This is a genomic window from Oxobacter pfennigii (genome assembly GCF_001317355.1).
In the GTDB taxonomy this organism is placed as follows: domain Bacteria; phylum Bacillota; class Clostridia; order Clostridiales; family Oxobacteraceae; genus Oxobacter; species Oxobacter pfennigii.
Window position 1 is genome coordinate 115,521 of sequence record NZ_LKET01000021.1, and the last position, 16,655, is coordinate 132,175.

The following is a 16,655-nucleotide window of genomic DNA, read 5'->3' on the forward strand; positions in this document are numbered from 1 at the left end:
GCAAAATCAGCTGAGAAAAACATCAGCTGATTTATTATAAATACAATTTAAAATGCTATAACAATTCCACCGTCATCGGCATAGGTGGAAGTTAAGCCTGCCATTTCAACCACTACTATATCCTTGAAATTATATCTTTTTAAAACCTCTTCCTTGAATTTAATTGCTCTGTCAAGGCAGTTGCAGTGAGCGATGGCCAACACCTTGTCTTCAAGCTTCGTTCCTTCTTTCCCTATTATATCGATAAATCTGTTAAAGGCTTTTTTATATCCCCTTACCTTTTCAACCAGCTTAATATTGCCTTCATCTGTAGCGCCCATAATAGGCTTTATCTCTAAAAAGGATGCAATTTTGGCAATTATGGGGTTAAGCCTTCCGGCTTTGGCCAGATGTTCAAGGCTTTCAAGGAGAAATAGAGTCTTCATTTCCTTTATATAATTTGTAACTTTTTCTACTATCTCTAACTCCTCAACACCTTTTTCCGCAAGCTCGAATATTTTTCTGCTGATAAGAGTTTCTGCAACGGATGCACTGAATGAATCAAAAACATGGATGAATTTTTCACCGATTTCTTCTAAAAATAAGTTTTTTGCCATAACAGCACTTTGATAAGTTCCGCTTAATTTGGAAGAAAGAGTTACGACAAATATGCTTCCATCCTGCTTATACCTGTTCAAAAAATCTGCCGGTGAAGGGCAGGATGTTTTAGGCGATACAGGGCAAGCATTCATATCCTTCACATATTGATGTACATCCAAGTTTGTATCATCAACATATTCCTTCTCATCCAAAATTAATGTGAGCGGTACGATATCCACACCCATGGCAGCTCTCATTTCCATGGTTAAATCACAACTGCTGTCTGCAATAATTTTATACTTCATTTCCTTCCCCCTCATTATTGATCGAACTATTCGTGATTTGTGAATTTGCTTGCTTTAATAGCTCGTCGATTTTATCGGACAAAAGCTTTTTTTCCTCTTCCAGTGCTGTAATGGCTTTTGCCGAGCTTTTTACGGTATGGTTAAGCTTTATTTGTGCGATGGTTGAAAGTATCAATACTATAATAGCGCCTACGACTGCTGATATCAGTATTACCAGGGCTTGAGAAATATTTGACTGAAAAAACAAGAATTTGATGGTTACGCTGCCTGAATTTTGAAGTGCGAATATAGCTACAAGTATGGCAAAAACCAGAGAGACTATGAATCTCACAGCCATATAGTTATCCTCCTTAGTTGGCTTATAAATTAGGAATAAACACTTAATAATTAATTTTATTATACCAGTGAGTTTTCATTTGTCCAAATAAAAAAGAAAAAAAGTAAGGGCACTGAAAAGTAAAACTTTTTCAGTGCCCCAAAATCCACAAGTTTCAATACATTATTCAAAAGTATAATTTTCTATCTCTTTGTAGTTGAAGGAATTATCTTCAGTGAGTTCCGGGAAAGTTACTTCAACTTCTCCGCCGATGTTGTAAGTCACACTGCTCATATTGAACTCTATATTTATTATTCCAGTCATAGGCTCTGCAGCTTCTTCTTCGCCAATAACATCACCCATTTTGGAAAGGTCTAACTGTAAATCAAATACCATATCCTGACCAACTATATATCCGTCAGCTATATAATAAGTTATTACAATTCCCTTGTCGCCAAGGATATCAAGGTCTGATAAATCCTGGTCTTCTCCTGCCAATAGAGTTAAGAATTGTTCCAATGCTTTATTGTCAACCTTTACTTCGTAAGCTTTGGCATTTACTTGACCTGCAGGAGTCATTACAGTTTTTTCTCCTTTGTATGCAACGAAATCTTCTGTACCCGGAGTTTGCATATATTCTTCTATGGCTTTTGCCATTTCATTTATGAACTGCTGGTTTAAGGCAGCCATCTGTGCATAATCCACAAGTACGGCTTCTGCCGCTCCATCTTCCATATCTTCGGAATCAATAACCATATATTCCTTGTCCATTAATTCTGCAGGAAGATCCATATTTAAAAGTTCAGAAAGCTTTACTATTGCCTGCTGTTTTGAAGTTTCTCCTGTTAAGTCCATATCCATCCAGAATCCTAATTCCATCAACTCTTGTGAATCCAAAACCATTTCAAGTGAAGTTTTAGCTATTGTATTGTCTTCGTTTACACTGCTCTTTGCCACCATGTTTAATTTTGCATCATTAACCATCTGAAGTATGGGAGCTAACTGATCCTGTACTTCCTGGGGCATTCCGGATGTTGATGCATTAAATGAAAGCTCGCTTACATTCTCCATAGACTTTGCATTCATTGTGTTTTCCATAGCTGTAAGGATTTCCTTTATTTCAGCTACATCAGTAACAAGTCTGTTGAATGTTTCAGTAGTTACAGCGCCTTCTCCTCCGAGAATCCTTACATTGTTTATAGAATCAAATTTTGAAGATATAATGCCTGCAGTAACTGCGCTAGGGGTATCCCCTGTTATTATCACAGGAGACATATTTAAAGCAGCCAATGCTGAGCCTGCCAGCGCATCAGGGAAAGTATTCCTTGTTGCGATGTAAGCTGTGCTGTAATCAATATCTTCTTCAAAGGCATTGAGAACGGCCGCATTTGTTTCATAAGCGTCTATTCCTGCCAATCTTTCCTTGTTTAAAAACATATCCTCGACGTTTTGTCCGACAACGCCTGTACCGCCTATAATATAAGCTTTTGGCGCATCTTCCATGTCTCCTATATATCCTTTTTCAGTCAATGCATTTAAAGCATCTTCATTCACTTCAGTATTGTTTACGAGTAAAATAGGCATTCCTTTTGCTGAAGCTATAGGTGCTATTGAAAGAGCATCAGGAAAATCAAGGCCTGTTGTGATGACAATACCATTGTCCATTCCAACTTTTTCGGCAACCTTCAAGGATGTTTCGAACCTGTCTAGTCCTGCTAGTCTTTCTATTTCTATTTCAGCACCGGTTGTTGTTTCAAGAGCCTTTATCTCATTTTCAACCTTTTCTGATACGACTCCTGTACCGCCTACTATGAATACCTTTTTAACATTAAGTCTTACTAATTCCTCGCTTACTTTAATGTCGTCCACACCGTATATACTGTCCAAGCTGTCTTTTGATACAAGTAAGATAGGCGCATTGTACATTTTAGCAAGGGGAGTTGCGCTCAGTGCATCGGGGAAATCTTCACCGTATGCAATTACAGCATAATCTGAATTCTCCGTCCAGCCTTCTCTTGATATGGCTGTGCTTGTACCATACCTGTCAGAGCCTGAAAGGCGCTGGTTGGAAGGGGCTGCGAATGCGTGACTTCCGAAAGATAATGTCATTATCAGTGCTGAGCACATTATAGATACATATTTCTTAAAATTCATTCAATTCAGTCCTCTCTTTTAATTTGTCACAACAAAACATATTATAGCATCGAGAGTTTACTCTTTCTATGAGTATATATTGGGTTAATTGTTATATGCTTTTTAACATTACTTATATATGCCATGCTTTAAAATCTCCAGATACTCATAAATCTCCTCGGCGATAATATCAAGAGAGCCGAAAATCTCATCTGCTGTTTTGTTTTTATTCTCTTTGATATATCTCATGGATAAAGCATCTAAAAAGATAGATACAATATCCACGGCTTTTTTGCGACTTATTTCAGAGCGGAATTTAGAAACATCAATATCTTTTAATAATGGAGGAGTGTATTTTTCAATGAGAGCACTATATCTTAAGGATAGTTCATCTTTAAGTTCTTCGGGCATATTAATCACAGATGTAACCAGGAATTTTGACATCAAAGGATGCTCCAGGTAAAGCTTCATCTTTGCCAGGCTCAGCCAGACCAGCCTGTCAAAAAGGTCTGAAGGCTGGTCGCATTTCATCTCCTCAAATCGGTCTATTAAATAATCCATGGAGTAATCGAAAATGTAAAGAAAAAGCTTTTTCTTATTTCCGAAATAGTTAAATAACGTTCCCTTTGAAATTCCGGAGTTTTTGACTATGGAGTTTGTGGAAGCTTTTTCATAGCTGTTTTCGCTGAATTCATTTATACAGGCATCTATTATTTTTTTCTTTTTATCGGGATGGAGGTTTTGAAAGTTCTCGTTCATAGCTGCTCTCCTTATAATAAAGGAGCTGCTGCATTTGGAACAACGTAAATGAGCATTGTGAGAGTTCTCTCTAAAGCTCTTGTTGACTCTGCCCCAAAAAATACTTGGAATTTTAGATTGTTTGAACGAAGTAAGTTTAAAATTCTTGTATTTTCAAGACAGAGAACCTTAGAACTTGCGGAACTCGCACATAGCAATGCGTGTTTCAAATGCAACAGCCCTTTTAATATTATTTTACAGGGGATATCTTAATTCCTTCTTTTATATTGTTATCGGGTTTTATCAGTATAACTTCGCCTTCATTCAAGCCTTGGGTGATTTCTATTGACTTGCTTCCTTCTAAGCCTTTTTCTACCTGCCGTATTACTGCCTTGCCATTATCGACTACAAATACGCAGGAGCTGCCTTTGTAATCGAAAACAGCACTATCAGGCACTGTTATGGTATTTGCAATCTCATCGGTGATTATTTTAATATCAGTATTATATCCAGGCTTCAATAAGCCATAATCACCGGTAATATCAATTGTGACGGCTACTCTTTTTTGATTTACTCCAAGATTTGATGTAACTGTTTTAGCCGAAGGCGCTATTTTTGAAACCTTACCAAAGGCAACATTGTCGCCTAAGTATTTTCCCCTGATTTCCACCTTGTCGCCCAAACTAATTTTATAGCTTTCATCGGATAATATATAGGCATTAAGCTTTAAGATGCTTGTATCTCCGATTATAAAGGCCGGGGCTCCGGGCGTTAATATTGAATTTTCTTCTATCAGATTTTCTAAAATTTCACCTGAAATTGGGGATATGAGTTTTTGTCTATCAATGTTTTTAAGTATTGTGTCCCTTAAAACCAATGCCTGCTCCAATTGAGAGGAATACCCCTTTTTTACGTATTCCGGAGATCCCTTCTGTGCTTCTAAAAGGCCTAATTCAGCAGCTTTATATGAATTTATTGCCGATTGATGATTTTCTTTTACCTTGTTATATTCCTCAGTGCTTATCATGCCTGCGTCAAATAAGGATTGCGAAGTATTAAAATTTCTTTCTGCTGAGTCCCGGGCTATTTTGGCCTGCTCTAAAGCTGCCGATGCAATACCGATTTGATTTGAATAATTGTTTATCTGGGTCCCGGTAACCTGGGATTCAGCAGCAGCTACCTGAGAGCTGGCGTTTTTAAGCTGCAATTCCGAATCGCTTGTATCTAAGGATAATAACAGGTCTCCTGCATTTACCGCATCTCCCGTGTCAAAATATATTTCAGTAATTTTGCCGCTGCCTTCAATATATACAGTTTGTGTATTCTGGCATTCTACCGTGGCAGTATCTTCAACATACTGCTGGATTTCTCCCTTTGTGACTGCCAGCATTTCGGCTTTTACGCCTTGACCATTTGCCAGTAATGCCCCAGCTACAATTGCAGCCGTAACGCAAAGGCTGATAATTAAAATCTTCTTTTTACTCATAAAAAAGTCCCCCCATTTGTAATACACTATATAAATTATTGGATTTATTCTCTATTCTTTAAAACTTCAACAATACTCAAATTACGTATTTTTTTAGTTAGTATTGAATTCGCCATGACCGTAAAAACCAGAGTTAAAAATGCTGCAAGAAAATAGGTAAAGGGCTTAGCTTCAAAAGGAAAGCTGTAAACGTCCGACGTAAATGACGACATAAGGTAGTCCCCCAGCCAGTATCCGAAAGGGAGCCCGATGATTATTCCAAAGATGGTTATCATATAATTTTCATTAAATATAAGGCTTTTGATTTCATTGTCTTTAAATCCCAATACCTTTAGGGTGGCAAGCTCCCTTTGCCTTTCAAAGATATTAATTGTAGCTGTGTTGTAAACAACTGCTATGGAAAGTATTGCTGCGAGGAAAATAAACACTCCCATAGAGGAGGTCATGGCTCCCATGTTTTTCATTAATGAATCCAGTGCATCGGTCTTTGACTGTACCGATGTAACTTTAGACATATCCCGAAGTTTGTCTTTAATCTCATTTTCGTAAATAATGCTGTCAAGCTTTATAACCGTCGAATTCACTACTGTGCCTTCGCCTAAAATATGATGTACGTTATCAAGTGAGGCATAGGCGCTCAAGCCTAAATATTGCGTCGATATACCCTTGACCGTAACTTCTCTTTTTTCCTTTCCGGGTAAGTAAGACTTAAGATATATGGTATCATTTATATTTACCCCTAAGGTTTTAGCCAGCCTGTCGGGCAAAACTATGCCATTCTGAGGCAATTCCACAGAAAGCCCCTTTTTGTCTATAACTCTGTACATTTCAGGCTCATTAATCAGTGCCGTAAATGCGGCGCTTTTCTTTCGCCAGCCGTTTTGAAGCTCCACACCGGTCTCAAGTACAGGCTCCACCATTGTTACGTGGGCTAAATTCTTTATGCTGTATAAATCCTCGAGGGTTACAAGTCCTGAAAAATTGACCTTTATATCATAATTCTGTATGTTTTCATATTGCTGCACTATCATAAAATCCATGGAGTCTTTCATGCTGAAAGCAAAAAAGAGCAGCGCCGTTGAAAATATTATTCCTGTTGATGTTAAAAGGGCTCTCCGCTTGTGCCTGAATATATTTCGAAGGATTATCCTCCAGGTATTATTTATATTAGCCCATAGTACCTGAACTTTTTCTAAGAATATTTTTTTGCCTATCTTAGGGGCTTTAGGCATCATTGCTTCGCTGGGCATTATTTTAAATACGGATTTACAGGAGTTATAACCTGCCAGCAGGCAGAAAACAAGAGTCAAAGAGGATGCCGGAAACACCAGCTCGGGATATATCCTCATTTCTTCTAAAGGCAAGTGAAAATACATATTTTCTAAGTTTGTCATGCCATAGCCTAAGTACATCCCGAGAACCGAACCTATTATACTGCCCGTTACAGCTAACAAAACCGAATAAGTGAGATAATGAACCAATACCTGAAGGTTAGTGAAGCCTAAAGCTTTTAGTATACCTATCTGTGTACGCTGATTTTCCACCATCCTGCTCATCATTATATAAATTATGGTGGCAGCCACTAAAAAAAATACTATGGGGAAAGAGCTTCCCATTGATTCAAGGCCTCTTATTTCCTCGCTCAGCATTTTATTGCTTAATTGGTCCTGATTTTCTATAACGGATGTAACTCCGTAATTTCTCAAGTCTTTTTTTATATCCTCTGCTGCAGTTTCTGTATCAATTCCGTCTTTAAGAAGTATGGAAGCACTGTTGATAGCTCCGTTGTAACCTAATAATCCCTGCCCGAAGGAGTCTTTTATATATACAATTCCGAATTTTTTACTATCGGTAATAAGCTCACTGCCATCCTTCAATGTATAAACATATTCGGGGCTTTTTGCTGTACCGATAACCTTTATTTTTATTTCATTTCCGTTAACTATTGGGTATATATAATCCCCCAGATCAAGATTATGAGCTATAAAAAATTCTTCCTCTACAAGGCACTGGCTGCTCTCTTCATCAGAGAAATAACGGCCGGATTTTATTACTATGTCATTAACTATGTCGTTTTTTACATCCGGCAGGGTGATAAACCTTATGGAGGCATTTTCCTCTTCAAAATTTATGCCGGCGTCGGCGACAATTCTTCCCGTAACCATTTCCACATAAGGAAGAGAGTTTATCCTTTCAGTGACGCTTTTTGGAGCTTTATATAATTCAACCCACAAGTCTGCAAACCTGTAATCCTCGTAATACTTTGTCTTTGCTCCTGTAAGGTTGCGGAAGGTGGCGTTTATACCCGAGAATAAAGTTACACCGAGGACAACTATAATCAATATGGAAATGAATTGCCCCTTTGCTTCTTTTATATCTCTTAATAGTTTTCTAAACAGTATTCCCATTACCACTCAATCCTTTCGGGCGGTTCGGGGCTTAAGTTTACACTTACCGATTCGACCATGCCGCTCCGAACCTTAATAACCCTGTCGGCCATAGCTGCCACAGCCGCATTGTGGGTTATAATAATAGTAGTCTTTTTTAATTTTCTATTTATGTCGTGAAGAAGCTTTAAGACCAGTTTTCCTGTTTTGTAGTCCAAGGCCCCCGTAGGCTCGTCACACAAAAGCATGAGAGGGTTTTTAACCACGGCTCTGGCAATCGCGACCCTCTGCTGCTCTCCGCCTGATAGCTGGGAGGGGAAATTGCCTTTTCTCTCACTTAAGCTTACTTCAGACATAATATCATCAACATTTAAGGGGTTGGTGCTCACCTGAGTAACCAAATCAACGTTCTCATAGGCGGTAAGGTTGGGGATGAGATTGTAAAATTGAAAAACAAAGCCCACATTATCCCGTCTGAAAATTGTAAGGTCTTTGTCGGAATATTTAGCGATGTCTTTGCCGTCCACCCATACCTCTCCCGATGTGGGTCTGTCCATTCCGCCGATAATATTAAGCACCGTGCTTTTACCTGAGCCGCTGGGACCTAAAACCACGACAAATTCGCCTCTTTGGATTTCAAAGTTCATGCCGTCAGCAGCCTTTACCTTGACTTCACCCATGGTATATTCTTTGTAGACATCCTTAATTACAACAATATTATCATTCATAAAATCACAACCAAGCTCATCATATTTGACCATGTGGTCATTATAACATAATTATGCTCTAACTGATAATTTTATTCAAGTAATTTATATGTATTAAAAATGCCGCCCATAGTAATAATATGTCTGAATGCTGTGCTATATTGACAGTAAATATTCAACGGATTAAATCATGGTATAATCAAGTCATTAAGTCTTGGAAGAGTGTATTTATATAAGATAAAATTGAAAACACGGATTATACAACCACGGAGATTGAGTATACTGCAGGCAGCAGTTTATGGACATTTGTGGTTTTTTATTTTTTAATAATCTTATGTTGTGATGTTTATAAGGAAGGAGAGCTTCGAGGGAATGCTTGGAGAAAATTACAAGGGCAGTATTATATAAATTTAATAATGGGGGTAACAATATGCATATGGCAGATGCGTTGATTTCAGCGGCAGTAGGCGGGGCTATGCGGGCAGCAAGCACAGGTGTTGCTGACACTCAATCAGAAAAGTACAGGATGAGATGGATGAGAAAAAAATACCCTTGATAAAAGTTATGGGTGCATTTGTTTTTGCATCCCAGATGATTAACTTTACAATACCCGGTACCGGTTCCAGCGGTCACATAGGAGGCGGCATGCTCCTTGCAATTTTATTATGAAGTCATTTTAGCTTAAGAAAATAATCCAGCCAGGAGCTTAATGCTCATCATTGTATGTTGATGATTCCGGATTTGTCTGCTAAAGCGCAGGGAGTTAATTCGAGAGCCATGCACCACTCGGCATTTTTATTTTCATCAACAACATGAAAAATTTTAAATTCGTAAGTTGGCTTGAACTGGAATTTACGATAGAAACTTGGCTCTCCGCAAAGGAAGATAGCCTTATATCCCATTTCCTTTGCAATTCGGAAAGATTCCTTCATCATTGCACGGGCAATTCTCCTGCGAAAAAATTCAGGATGAACACTTAGGGGAGACAGTAAGAGTTCAGTATAAACATTATCGGACGAGGCAAATTCCATTTTATATAACACAATCTGCCCAATCAGCCTTCCATCCTCATTTTCAGCAACTAAGGATAATTCAGGGATAAATATATCCTTTTTACGGACTTCATTTAAATAATCCCATTCTCCCTCATTGGTAGATGTAGCAAAGGACTTTTTAACGAGCTCATATACTCCGGTATAATCAGCTGGTTGTTCCTGTCGTATAATCATAAGCCTCCTGTGCATTTTAAGAATATTGTGCCTTGACCTAAATATGGAAAGCACGGCTTTATATTTATTAGGTCTAAATATGATTAACTGACTTATCTTCTTAATTATTATATAAAGGTGCTATTCTATCAATTCGATTTGTCCATATTCCCCCAGTATAACCCGAGGGGAGGTTCCTTATATCTTCAACCGTATCGAAACCCTCCGAAAATTCGCCTTCTCCTCCAACAACTATTATGCGGGTATTTACACTCTCCATTCTGTTAAGAAAACGATTTGGCCATCCCCACAGTATGGGAGCATATTTAAGCGGTATATGGAATTCCGTATTTTTACATGACGATGGTATATATCCTGTCCATCCTATAGCCATATATGAAAGCAGTCCTTTTTTCAGTGTTGCTGCAGACATAGCTCTAACGCCGGGAAGTCTTTTATGAAAGACTGCTATTGGTTTATCCCCTCCATATACCGTCAGCTGGTTTAAACGCTTCAGCTTTGATAAATATTGAGCAAGCTGTTCTCCGTCCTGGGGATCATCACTTTTAATATGGATCAGTAAGGATTCTTCAGGAAAATAATTTAAAACGTCATCAAGAGATGGCATAAGTCCGACTCCCTTGCCTCGAAAAGGAAATGTCTTACCATCGTCTGCAGTATAGTTATAACCAACGTCAAACTGTTTTAATTCTGACATTGTATAATCTTTTATAACTCCTTTTCCATTGGTTCGGTATTCAAGGGTCCAGTCATGGAAAACAGCAAACTGCCCGTCTTTAGTTAATTGAATATCAAGTTCAACTATATCAGCTCCATATTGAAATGCTGCCTCCATCGAAGGAATTGTATTTTCAAGATATGGGTATTCCGGTTTATTTATACGCTGGGCGGTGTTAGTCTCGTTTGTTATTCCTTCCATATTAAAGGTTTGAGCAAGTCCTCGGTGCGCAAGGAGCAATGGTTTACCAGTGCGGTGTTTGGCTAAAAAAGCACAATTATTAAAATAAATAAAAGCAAAAAGTATGATGAGAAACCAAACTATCTTCCTACTCAATATTTTCTTAATCCTATTCATTTTTTCCTCCTAATTGAAAGACCTATGCTGCATTATTAAAGGATAACAGTTGGATTATAACAAGTAAAACACAGGGTACTTCTATATACCACAAAAAATTAAGTGAGCATTTTAATTATCCTGGTAACTGCATGAAAAATTTTAAATTCATAATTATCTTTAACCTAAATTTATAATACTAGTATGTCTATCCTAAAACAAAGCGGCTGTATGCAATTCTTTTACCCGTATTTGTTTTGAAATTTTGTTCAATGCATTTCTTTATTTCTTGCTGTTGATTATGTATATCCATCACTGTTAAATTTTCTAATAGATCCGCCTCCCATTGTATTTGAAAATCAATTCTATCAATTTTAGAAGGGGTATGATGATTGCCTATTATAAAGCATATCCTATCAATATTTTTATCATAGCCAACCTTTTGCAATATTTCTCGTGCTACTGCCGGCCCTTCTTTCTCTTGATAAGCACCATCTATTGAACCATACTTTTTTTGTGCTTCAACAGCACCAATATCATGCAGTATGGCAACAATAGTAATTAATTCTTTTTCTTCTCTGATATTTTCACCTTCCATTATATCCTCTGCATTCTGCAATACCCTGAGAGAATGCTCTATTCCGTAAGGAATTTCTTTAAAAACTTCTTTCATCTCTTCAATAATTGTCTCCTTGAACATAAGTTACCTCCTATAACTTTTATTGTACATATGCTGCCGATGAGGCTCATAAGAGATATTGGTTTTATATTAATCCTTATTATCTTTATTTATTTTCTTATGATAAGCGTTAATAAAAAAAGAACACATATAATTCTATTATACAGCTTATATGTGTCAAGTAAGATGTAATTCTTCAAAGAAACTGATAAGCATAACCAAAGATGTTTCATAAATATTGCGTAAAAAAAGAAGCAGCTCTCGCAAAACTAACCGCTAATATAGTTTTGCAGCTTGCGCTTTCTCTCTGTATTAATTTAATAATAATTTATTGTGCTTTTACATTTGCGGTTGTTGCTGCCTTATCCGTTGACAATACAAACTTAATATATCTTAGCAATACATATAATGTTAAAACAACGGCAGCAGCTTCCTGAAACTTTACCAGGTATTTTAATACTGAAATCCCCTGACCGGAGTTAATTAAAAATCCATTAGTAAGCTTCATTGCTATACCGCTGATAACAAATGGAAATGTAAATGATGAGTAGCTTGGATAGAACTTTAATCTTAAAAGTTTAAACATGGCAATAACAACTGCTGTATACATAATAAATGATAATGATACCAGAATCCAGACTATTGCTATATTCTTCGTTTCAAATGAATTCATATATCCTGCCAAAAGCAAGCTTGCAGGTGCTGCAAATATTGCAATGCTTGGCAAAGCTGCTTCTGCTATTTCCTTAATCCTTATAACTCTGTAAAGAACTATTGCTAAAAGCACCGGATAAGTCACAAATCCAAACCAGAAGGCTGATTGTCCTATAGCATTCATCTTAAATCCGGGACCTGTTACACTGGCGACAACTATACCGACATAAACTATAAACCAAGATGGAAATACCTGCTTAATTTTAAGGTTCAGCACGTACTTTTTTGTAAACCATATAATAAGTGTGATATGAAAAATAAATCCAATAATCCATAGAGCCAATGAGGTTGTTTGTGCATACTGCTTTAAGTAAGTTGATAATAACATAATTGACATAGAAAATGTTGGGAATACACCGGCTACCAGGGGGTTGTCCAAAGCTTCCGCAAGGCCTTTCGGATATTTGACAATCTTTACTGTCATTAAAATAAATAATGCTGCAGATAGTATTCCGAATATGCTCCGGTAAACTTCACCATATGATTGAACAAGATTTCCGGCTGCAGCTAATCCGAGGATAAGGCCTGTTGCAGGTACGGGATACTTTTTTAAAATTTGTTCCATAAATTATTCCTCCGCGTATATAAATAAATTAGACTTCAAAAATTTGGATAATTAATATAATTCCAATTAGAATTATAGCACAATAAATAGGAAGTATAATTGACTGGGGCTATTGAATTTTCAAATGCTTTCGCAACTAACTATTTGATTTCTTAATTGGAATATTAAAAAAACGTAACTTATAATTGAATTGAAAAATAACTCAATATACGGAGGTATTCTATGAAACCGGTTAATATAAAACTATTTGAAAAAGAAGAAGTCCTTGATAAGGTACAAGCCAATGCAGAAGAATTATTCAAAAGCGGCACTTACTTTTGCAGTGAGGCTGTAGTTCAAACTATAAATGAATTTTTAGGCAAACCTTATGAAGAGAATATAGTCAAACTGGCAAGCGGCTTTCCCATAGGAATGGGTAAAGCAGGCTGTTTATGCGGTGCGGTTTCAGGCGGCCAAATGGCACTTGGAATGGTATATGGAAGAGTGGAAGGAGAGCCTATGCAGGATAGGATGTTCGAAGTATCTAAAGGACTTCATGACTACGTCAAGGATGAATATAAATCAACCTGCTGCAGAGTAATAACTAAAGAATGGGCAGGAGACAATTTTAAAAGTCCTGAAAGAAAAGATCATTGTATAAAGATTACAGGAAAGGTTGCAAGATGGGTGGCAAATCAAATTATAGAAGACAAAAAGGTTTAAAAAGAGGGCGGCAGTATAATTCATGTGATAGCCATATTGAATATTTTCTGAAAATAGTCTATTATAATTATGTATGGTACATACAGGAGGTGTAGAAATGGTTGCTCATACCGGGTCAGGCATGGCTGAATATTTAGCTTATATCCATGCTGTTACATTTGATTTTGGGTTCCAGGGTAGAAGTGTGTCCAAAATCAAATATTATGTTAACCCGATTGAATAAAACCTTACACCAAAATAATTGAAATAAAACCCCCAGGTAAGGATTAATTCTGCCTGGGTTTTTTGCGTGTAAATTTAGTAAATTGGACATTTCTCTGCTTACCCCAGAGCCGAGCTTATTAAAAAGAGAAGTGTACCCTGACATTAGATAAAAGTTATTGGACACATAGGGGGGAGGGGTTAATTTTAAAACTGATTATTAAAGGAGAGATATAAATGGATAATCGTGTCCAATTAAAAAGAAATATCAATAAAAATTATATATATACCTTGCTTCAAAATACAGATTTCACAAGAGGCATATGGATGATTTACCTTGCACAAAAAGGCATGAGCTTAACTCAGTTAGGCTTTCTAGAGACCATATTCCATATAACATCATTTACAATGGAAGTGCCTACAGGAGCTATTGCAGACATATTCGGAAGAAGGGCCAGCAGGATTTTAGGTAGGATTGCTTCCCTTATAAGCGTCATAATTCTCTTAATGGCGAACAGCTTTGTATGGTTTGCAATTTCCTTTGTTTTTACTGCTCTTTCCTATAACTTGGAATCAGGGGCGGGAGATGCCCTGATTTATGATTCGCTTAAGGAAATAGGAGAGGAATATGAATATATGAAGGTTTCGGGAAGGAAGGAAGTGTTTTATCAGACGGCAGGAGCGATCTCATTCCTTGTGGGCGGATACCTGGCTTCAAAAAATTATGATATCGCCTTCATATTAACCCTAATTATTGGCACAGTAGCAATAGTGGTATCCTTGACTTTCAAAGAACCTAGTATAGGAAGGATGGAGGCAGGTCACCCGGAAGAAAAAATATTTATAAAGGTATTGAAAGAGAGCATTGGCGTTGTTAAATGCAACCCTAAAATCATCATGTTTGCGCTGATTACTCAGATAATCATGGCGTTGTGCACCTGTGTATTTTACTATTTCCAGAATTACTTGAAGGCAGATGGCTACAATGAAACATTGATAGGGGTCATATATGCACTTTCAGCCCTTATTCCGGCGCTCATTGCTCCTAATATTCACAGGATTGAGAAAAGGATAAAAGAAAAGGGCATGCTAATTTTAATGCCGACTATGACGGTATTCTGCCTGTGGGGAGTAGCATTTTTAAAATTTCATTACATATTTTTTATATTGCTCATGATATCGGAAGGAATCATATACATTTCAGTCAGTGATTATATAAATAAAATGATACCTAGTGAGACTCGGGCGACGGTCCTATCCTTTGAAAGCATGGTGTTCAGCTTTTTTATGATAATTCTCTTTCCTGTCATAGGCATTGTGGGAGATTTATATTCATTAAAGATTGCATTTATTTTACTGGGAATATTGAGCACAGCTCTTGTGATTGTCAACAGTGTGTTACTTATAAGAAAAACCATATGATTCATGACAGGTTGCAGGTATGGAGCGGTACTGTTTAATGATGAATTGTTTGTACAATCCATTGTAAGGTATTAATGCAGCGATATTATACTACCTGGTTAAAAAAGGCAAAATACTTGTTGAAGCCCCATTAACGGAATACTATAATATGGATATGGATAATTGATAAAAAAATGGATTTTTATGTAATGATAAACTACTGGGGAAGGAGATGGTTTAATGCCGGAAAAGGATCTAATACTGGATGGAAGCTACACCCCGTCATATGATGAAATTGCAGGTTATATGGATGAGGCCGCACAAGGGCTCTGGCAGGCTATGAATTCATTTGTCCGGGAAAGATATAATGCTTCTTTAAAAATCATGTACAGTAAATGCTCTGCTAAGCCGGGATGGAATGTAAAATACCAGAAGTCCGGTAAATCTCTTTGTACACTATACCCTGAAAAGAAGGGTTTTGTTGTGCTTGTAGTAGTTAAGCTGGGCTTATTGCCTGTCATTGAAGGAATATGGCGGGAGTTCCAGCCTCAGGTAGTCGAGACTATAAAAACCGCAAAACCCTTTAACAATACATTGTGGCTTATGATTGAGGTAAATGACAGAGAGACTTTTAACGACGTTAAGCAGCTTTTACTGCTTAAAAATGAAAAAGTTTAACCTAAAATTAATATGGGATACCCCAAATGGGGGATCCCATATGCTTTGTCAAGCTTTATGCGATTTTAAGAATATGATAGTATATTATAAATGTACCAAATAAATAATAATTTTCGAAAGGAGATAAAAATATATGAAGCTGTTTATTGATACCGCCAATGTTGAACATATCAAAAAAGCAAATGATATGGGTGTTATCTGCGGTGTAACAACAAACCCTTCCCTCATAGCAAAAGAGGGAAGAGATTTTGAAGAGGTGGTAAAGGAAATCACCACAATAGTGGATGGTCCTATAAGCGCCGAGGTAATAAGTCTTGAGAGCGAGAAGATGGTAGAAGAGGCATTGCCTTTAGCAAAAATTCATAAAAATATTGTAATTAAAATTCCCATGACAGTTGAAGGATTAAAAGCAACAAAAATTCTTAAATCAAAGGGGATAAAGACCAATGTAACATTGATTTTCTCAGCAGCTCAGGCTCTCCTTGCAGCAAGGGCAGGGGCCACATTTGTAAGCCCATTTTTGGGGCGTTTGGATGATGTGGGCATGGTAGGCATGAACCTTATAGAAGAGATAGTCCAGATTTTTGACGTACATGGACTCGAAACTGAAATTATAGCAGCCAGCATAAGAAACCCAATCCATGTTGTGGATGCCGCCCGCTTAGGAGCCCATATTGCTACGGTCCCATATGAAGTAATAGTACAGATGACAAAACACCCATTAACGGATATTGGAATACAGAAGTTTTTAAAGGATTGGGAATCAGTTCCTAAAAAATAG

The 16,655-nt window shown here is 37.2% G+C and carries 16 protein-coding genes and 1 pseudogene; 6 read left to right on the top strand and 11 right to left on the bottom strand.

Annotation, left to right across the window (positions count from 1 at the left end):
• Window positions 1-47 precede the first annotated feature (47 nt).
• The 7 genes from OXPF_RS03670 to OXPF_RS03700 all read right to left on the bottom strand — a co-directional run bounded on the left by OXPF_RS03670 (window position 48) and on the right by OXPF_RS03700 (window position 8,672).
• Entirely contained in the window at window positions 48-884 is an 837-nt protein-coding gene (locus OXPF_RS03670) for a DegV family protein (protein ID WP_054873853.1), read from the bottom strand.
• Window positions 874-1,221, bottom strand: coding sequence for a LapA family protein (locus OXPF_RS03675; RefSeq protein WP_054873854.1), 348 nt, complete (start codon window positions 1,219-1,221; stop codon window positions 874-876). The genes OXPF_RS03670 and OXPF_RS03675 overlap by 11 nt, the downstream gene beginning before the upstream one ends.
• Window positions 1,222-1,383: 162 nt before the next feature.
• Window positions 1,384-3,354, bottom strand: coding sequence for a cell wall-binding repeat-containing protein (locus tag OXPF_RS03680; protein ID WP_054873855.1), 1,971 nt, complete (start codon window positions 3,352-3,354; stop codon window positions 1,384-1,386).
• 108 nt (window positions 3,355-3,462) lie between these two features.
• Entirely contained in the window at window positions 3,463-4,092 is a 630-nt protein-coding gene (locus tag OXPF_RS03685) for a TetR/AcrR family transcriptional regulator (RefSeq protein WP_054873856.1), read from the bottom strand.
• A gap of 229 nt (window positions 4,093-4,321) precedes the next feature.
• The gene (locus tag OXPF_RS03690) at window positions 4,322-5,557 is read right to left on the bottom strand and encodes an efflux RND transporter periplasmic adaptor subunit (protein WP_054873857.1); all 1,236 of its coding nucleotides are present in this window, start codon (window positions 5,555-5,557) and stop codon (window positions 4,322-4,324) included.
• Window positions 5,558-5,601: 44 nt separating this feature from the next.
• Window positions 5,602-7,965, bottom strand: coding sequence for an ABC transporter permease (locus tag OXPF_RS03695; RefSeq protein ID WP_054873858.1), 2,364 nt, complete (start codon window positions 7,963-7,965; stop codon window positions 5,602-5,604).
• Window positions 7,965-8,672, bottom strand: coding sequence for an ABC transporter ATP-binding protein (locus OXPF_RS03700; RefSeq protein WP_054873859.1), 708 nt, complete (start codon window positions 8,670-8,672; stop codon window positions 7,965-7,967). Before OXPF_RS03700 ends, OXPF_RS03695 begins: the two co-directional genes overlap by 1 nt.
• A gap of 409 nt (window positions 8,673-9,081) precedes the next feature.
• Between OXPF_RS03700 and OXPF_RS21585 the strand changes: the two are divergent.
• Window positions 9,082-9,317 (top strand): annotated as a pseudogene (locus OXPF_RS21585) (energy-coupling factor ABC transporter permease); the annotation flags it as partial.
• Window positions 9,318-9,367: 50 nt separating this feature from the next.
• Here OXPF_RS21585 and OXPF_RS03710 read toward each other — a convergent pair.
• The 4 genes from OXPF_RS03710 to OXPF_RS03725 form a co-directional block, all read right to left on the bottom strand.
• Window positions 9,368-9,880: a GNAT family N-acetyltransferase gene (locus OXPF_RS03710; RefSeq protein WP_054873861.1), complete on the bottom strand. Its 513-nt coding sequence runs from the start codon at window positions 9,878-9,880 to the stop codon at window positions 9,368-9,370.
• 100 nt (window positions 9,881-9,980) lie between these two features.
• A complete protein-coding gene (locus OXPF_RS03715; RefSeq protein ID WP_054873862.1) occupies window positions 9,981-10,955 on the bottom strand; it encodes a glycerophosphodiester phosphodiesterase family protein in 975 nt (324 codons plus the stop codon).
• Between the two features lie 187 nt (window positions 10,956-11,142).
• Window positions 11,143-11,634, bottom strand: a complete 492-nt coding sequence (locus OXPF_RS03720) for an HD domain-containing protein (protein ID WP_054873863.1) — start codon at window positions 11,632-11,634, stop codon at window positions 11,143-11,145.
• A gap of 307 nt (window positions 11,635-11,941) precedes the next feature.
• Window positions 11,942-12,892 carry a TDT family transporter gene (locus OXPF_RS03725; protein ID WP_054873864.1) on the bottom strand — a complete coding sequence of 317 codons (951 nt, stop codon included), beginning with the start codon at window positions 12,890-12,892 and terminating at the stop codon, window positions 11,942-11,944.
• 222 nt (window positions 12,893-13,114) lie between these two features.
• Between OXPF_RS03725 and OXPF_RS03730 the strand changes: the two genes are divergently transcribed.
• From OXPF_RS03730 to fsa, 5 genes are all read left to right on the top strand, one after another.
• On the top strand, window positions 13,115-13,594 hold the full coding sequence (locus OXPF_RS03730; protein WP_054873865.1) for a C-GCAxxG-C-C family protein: 480 nt from the start codon (window positions 13,115-13,117) through the stop codon (window positions 13,592-13,594).
• A 97-nt stretch (window positions 13,595-13,691) separates the two neighbouring features.
• Complete coding sequence (locus tag OXPF_RS23305; protein ID WP_278308340.1) at window positions 13,692-13,817, top strand: hypothetical protein; 126 nt, start codon at window positions 13,692-13,694, stop codon at window positions 13,815-13,817.
• Between the two features lie 215 nt (window positions 13,818-14,032).
• On the top strand, window positions 14,033-15,217 hold the full coding sequence (locus tag OXPF_RS03735; RefSeq protein ID WP_054873866.1) for an MFS transporter: 1,185 nt from the start codon (window positions 14,033-14,035) through the stop codon (window positions 15,215-15,217).
• A 219-nt stretch (window positions 15,218-15,436) separates the two neighbouring features.
• A complete protein-coding gene (locus tag OXPF_RS03740; RefSeq protein WP_054873867.1) occupies window positions 15,437-15,874 on the top strand; it encodes a DUF3788 domain-containing protein in 438 nt (145 codons plus the stop codon).
• 133 nt (window positions 15,875-16,007) lie between these two features.
• Window positions 16,008-16,655 (top strand): fructose-6-phosphate aldolase, encoded by a 648-nt coding sequence (gene fsa, locus OXPF_RS03745; RefSeq protein ID WP_054873868.1) that lies wholly within the window; start codon window positions 16,008-16,010, stop codon window positions 16,653-16,655.

What these genes read in the sequence shown, in the direction of transcription:
- OXPF_RS03695 (WP_054873858.1), bottom strand. Translation starts at nt 7,965, where the DNA reads ATGGGAATACTGTTTAGAAAACTATTAAGAGATATAAAAGAAGCAAAG.
- OXPF_RS03730 (WP_054873865.1), top strand. Translation starts at nt 13,115, where the DNA reads ATGAAACCGGTTAATATAAAACTATTTGAAAAAGAAGAAGTCCTTGAT.
- OXPF_RS03675 (WP_054873854.1), bottom strand. Translation starts at nt 1,221, where the DNA reads ATGGCTGTGAGATTCATAGTCTCTCTGGTTTTTGCCATACTTGTAGCT.
- fsa (WP_054873868.1), top strand. Translation starts at nt 16,008, where the DNA reads ATGAAGCTGTTTATTGATACCGCCAATGTTGAACATATCAAAAAAGCA.
- OXPF_RS03715 (WP_054873862.1), bottom strand. Translation starts at nt 10,955, where the DNA reads ATGAATAGGATTAAGAAAATATTGAGTAGGAAGATAGTTTGGTTTCTC.
- OXPF_RS03670 (WP_054873853.1), bottom strand. Translation starts at nt 884, where the DNA reads ATGAAGTATAAAATTATTGCAGACAGCAGTTGTGATTTAACCATGGAA.
- OXPF_RS03720 (WP_054873863.1), bottom strand. Translation starts at nt 11,634, where the DNA reads ATGTTCAAGGAGACAATTATTGAAGAGATGAAAGAAGTTTTTAAAGAA.
- OXPF_RS03710 (WP_054873861.1), bottom strand. Translation starts at nt 9,880, where the DNA reads ATGATTATACGACAGGAACAACCAGCTGATTATACCGGAGTATATGAG.
- OXPF_RS03725 (WP_054873864.1), bottom strand. Translation starts at nt 12,892, where the DNA reads ATGGAACAAATTTTAAAAAAGTATCCCGTACCTGCAACAGGCCTTATC.
- OXPF_RS03680 (WP_054873855.1), bottom strand. Translation starts at nt 3,354, where the DNA reads ATGAATTTTAAGAAATATGTATCTATAATGTGCTCAGCACTGATAATG.
- OXPF_RS03700 (WP_054873859.1), bottom strand. Translation starts at nt 8,672, where the DNA reads ATGAATGATAATATTGTTGTAATTAAGGATGTCTACAAAGAATATACC.
- OXPF_RS03735 (WP_054873866.1), top strand. Translation starts at nt 14,033, where the DNA reads ATGGATAATCGTGTCCAATTAAAAAGAAATATCAATAAAAATTATATA.
- OXPF_RS03685 (WP_054873856.1), bottom strand. Translation starts at nt 4,092, where the DNA reads ATGAACGAGAACTTTCAAAACCTCCATCCCGATAAAAAGAAAAAAATA.
- OXPF_RS23305 (WP_278308340.1), top strand. Translation starts at nt 13,692, where the DNA reads ATGGTTGCTCATACCGGGTCAGGCATGGCTGAATATTTAGCTTATATC.
- OXPF_RS03690 (WP_054873857.1), bottom strand. Translation starts at nt 5,557, where the DNA reads ATGAGTAAAAAGAAGATTTTAATTATCAGCCTTTGCGTTACGGCTGCA.
- OXPF_RS03740 (WP_054873867.1), top strand. Translation starts at nt 15,437, where the DNA reads ATGCCGGAAAAGGATCTAATACTGGATGGAAGCTACACCCCGTCATAT.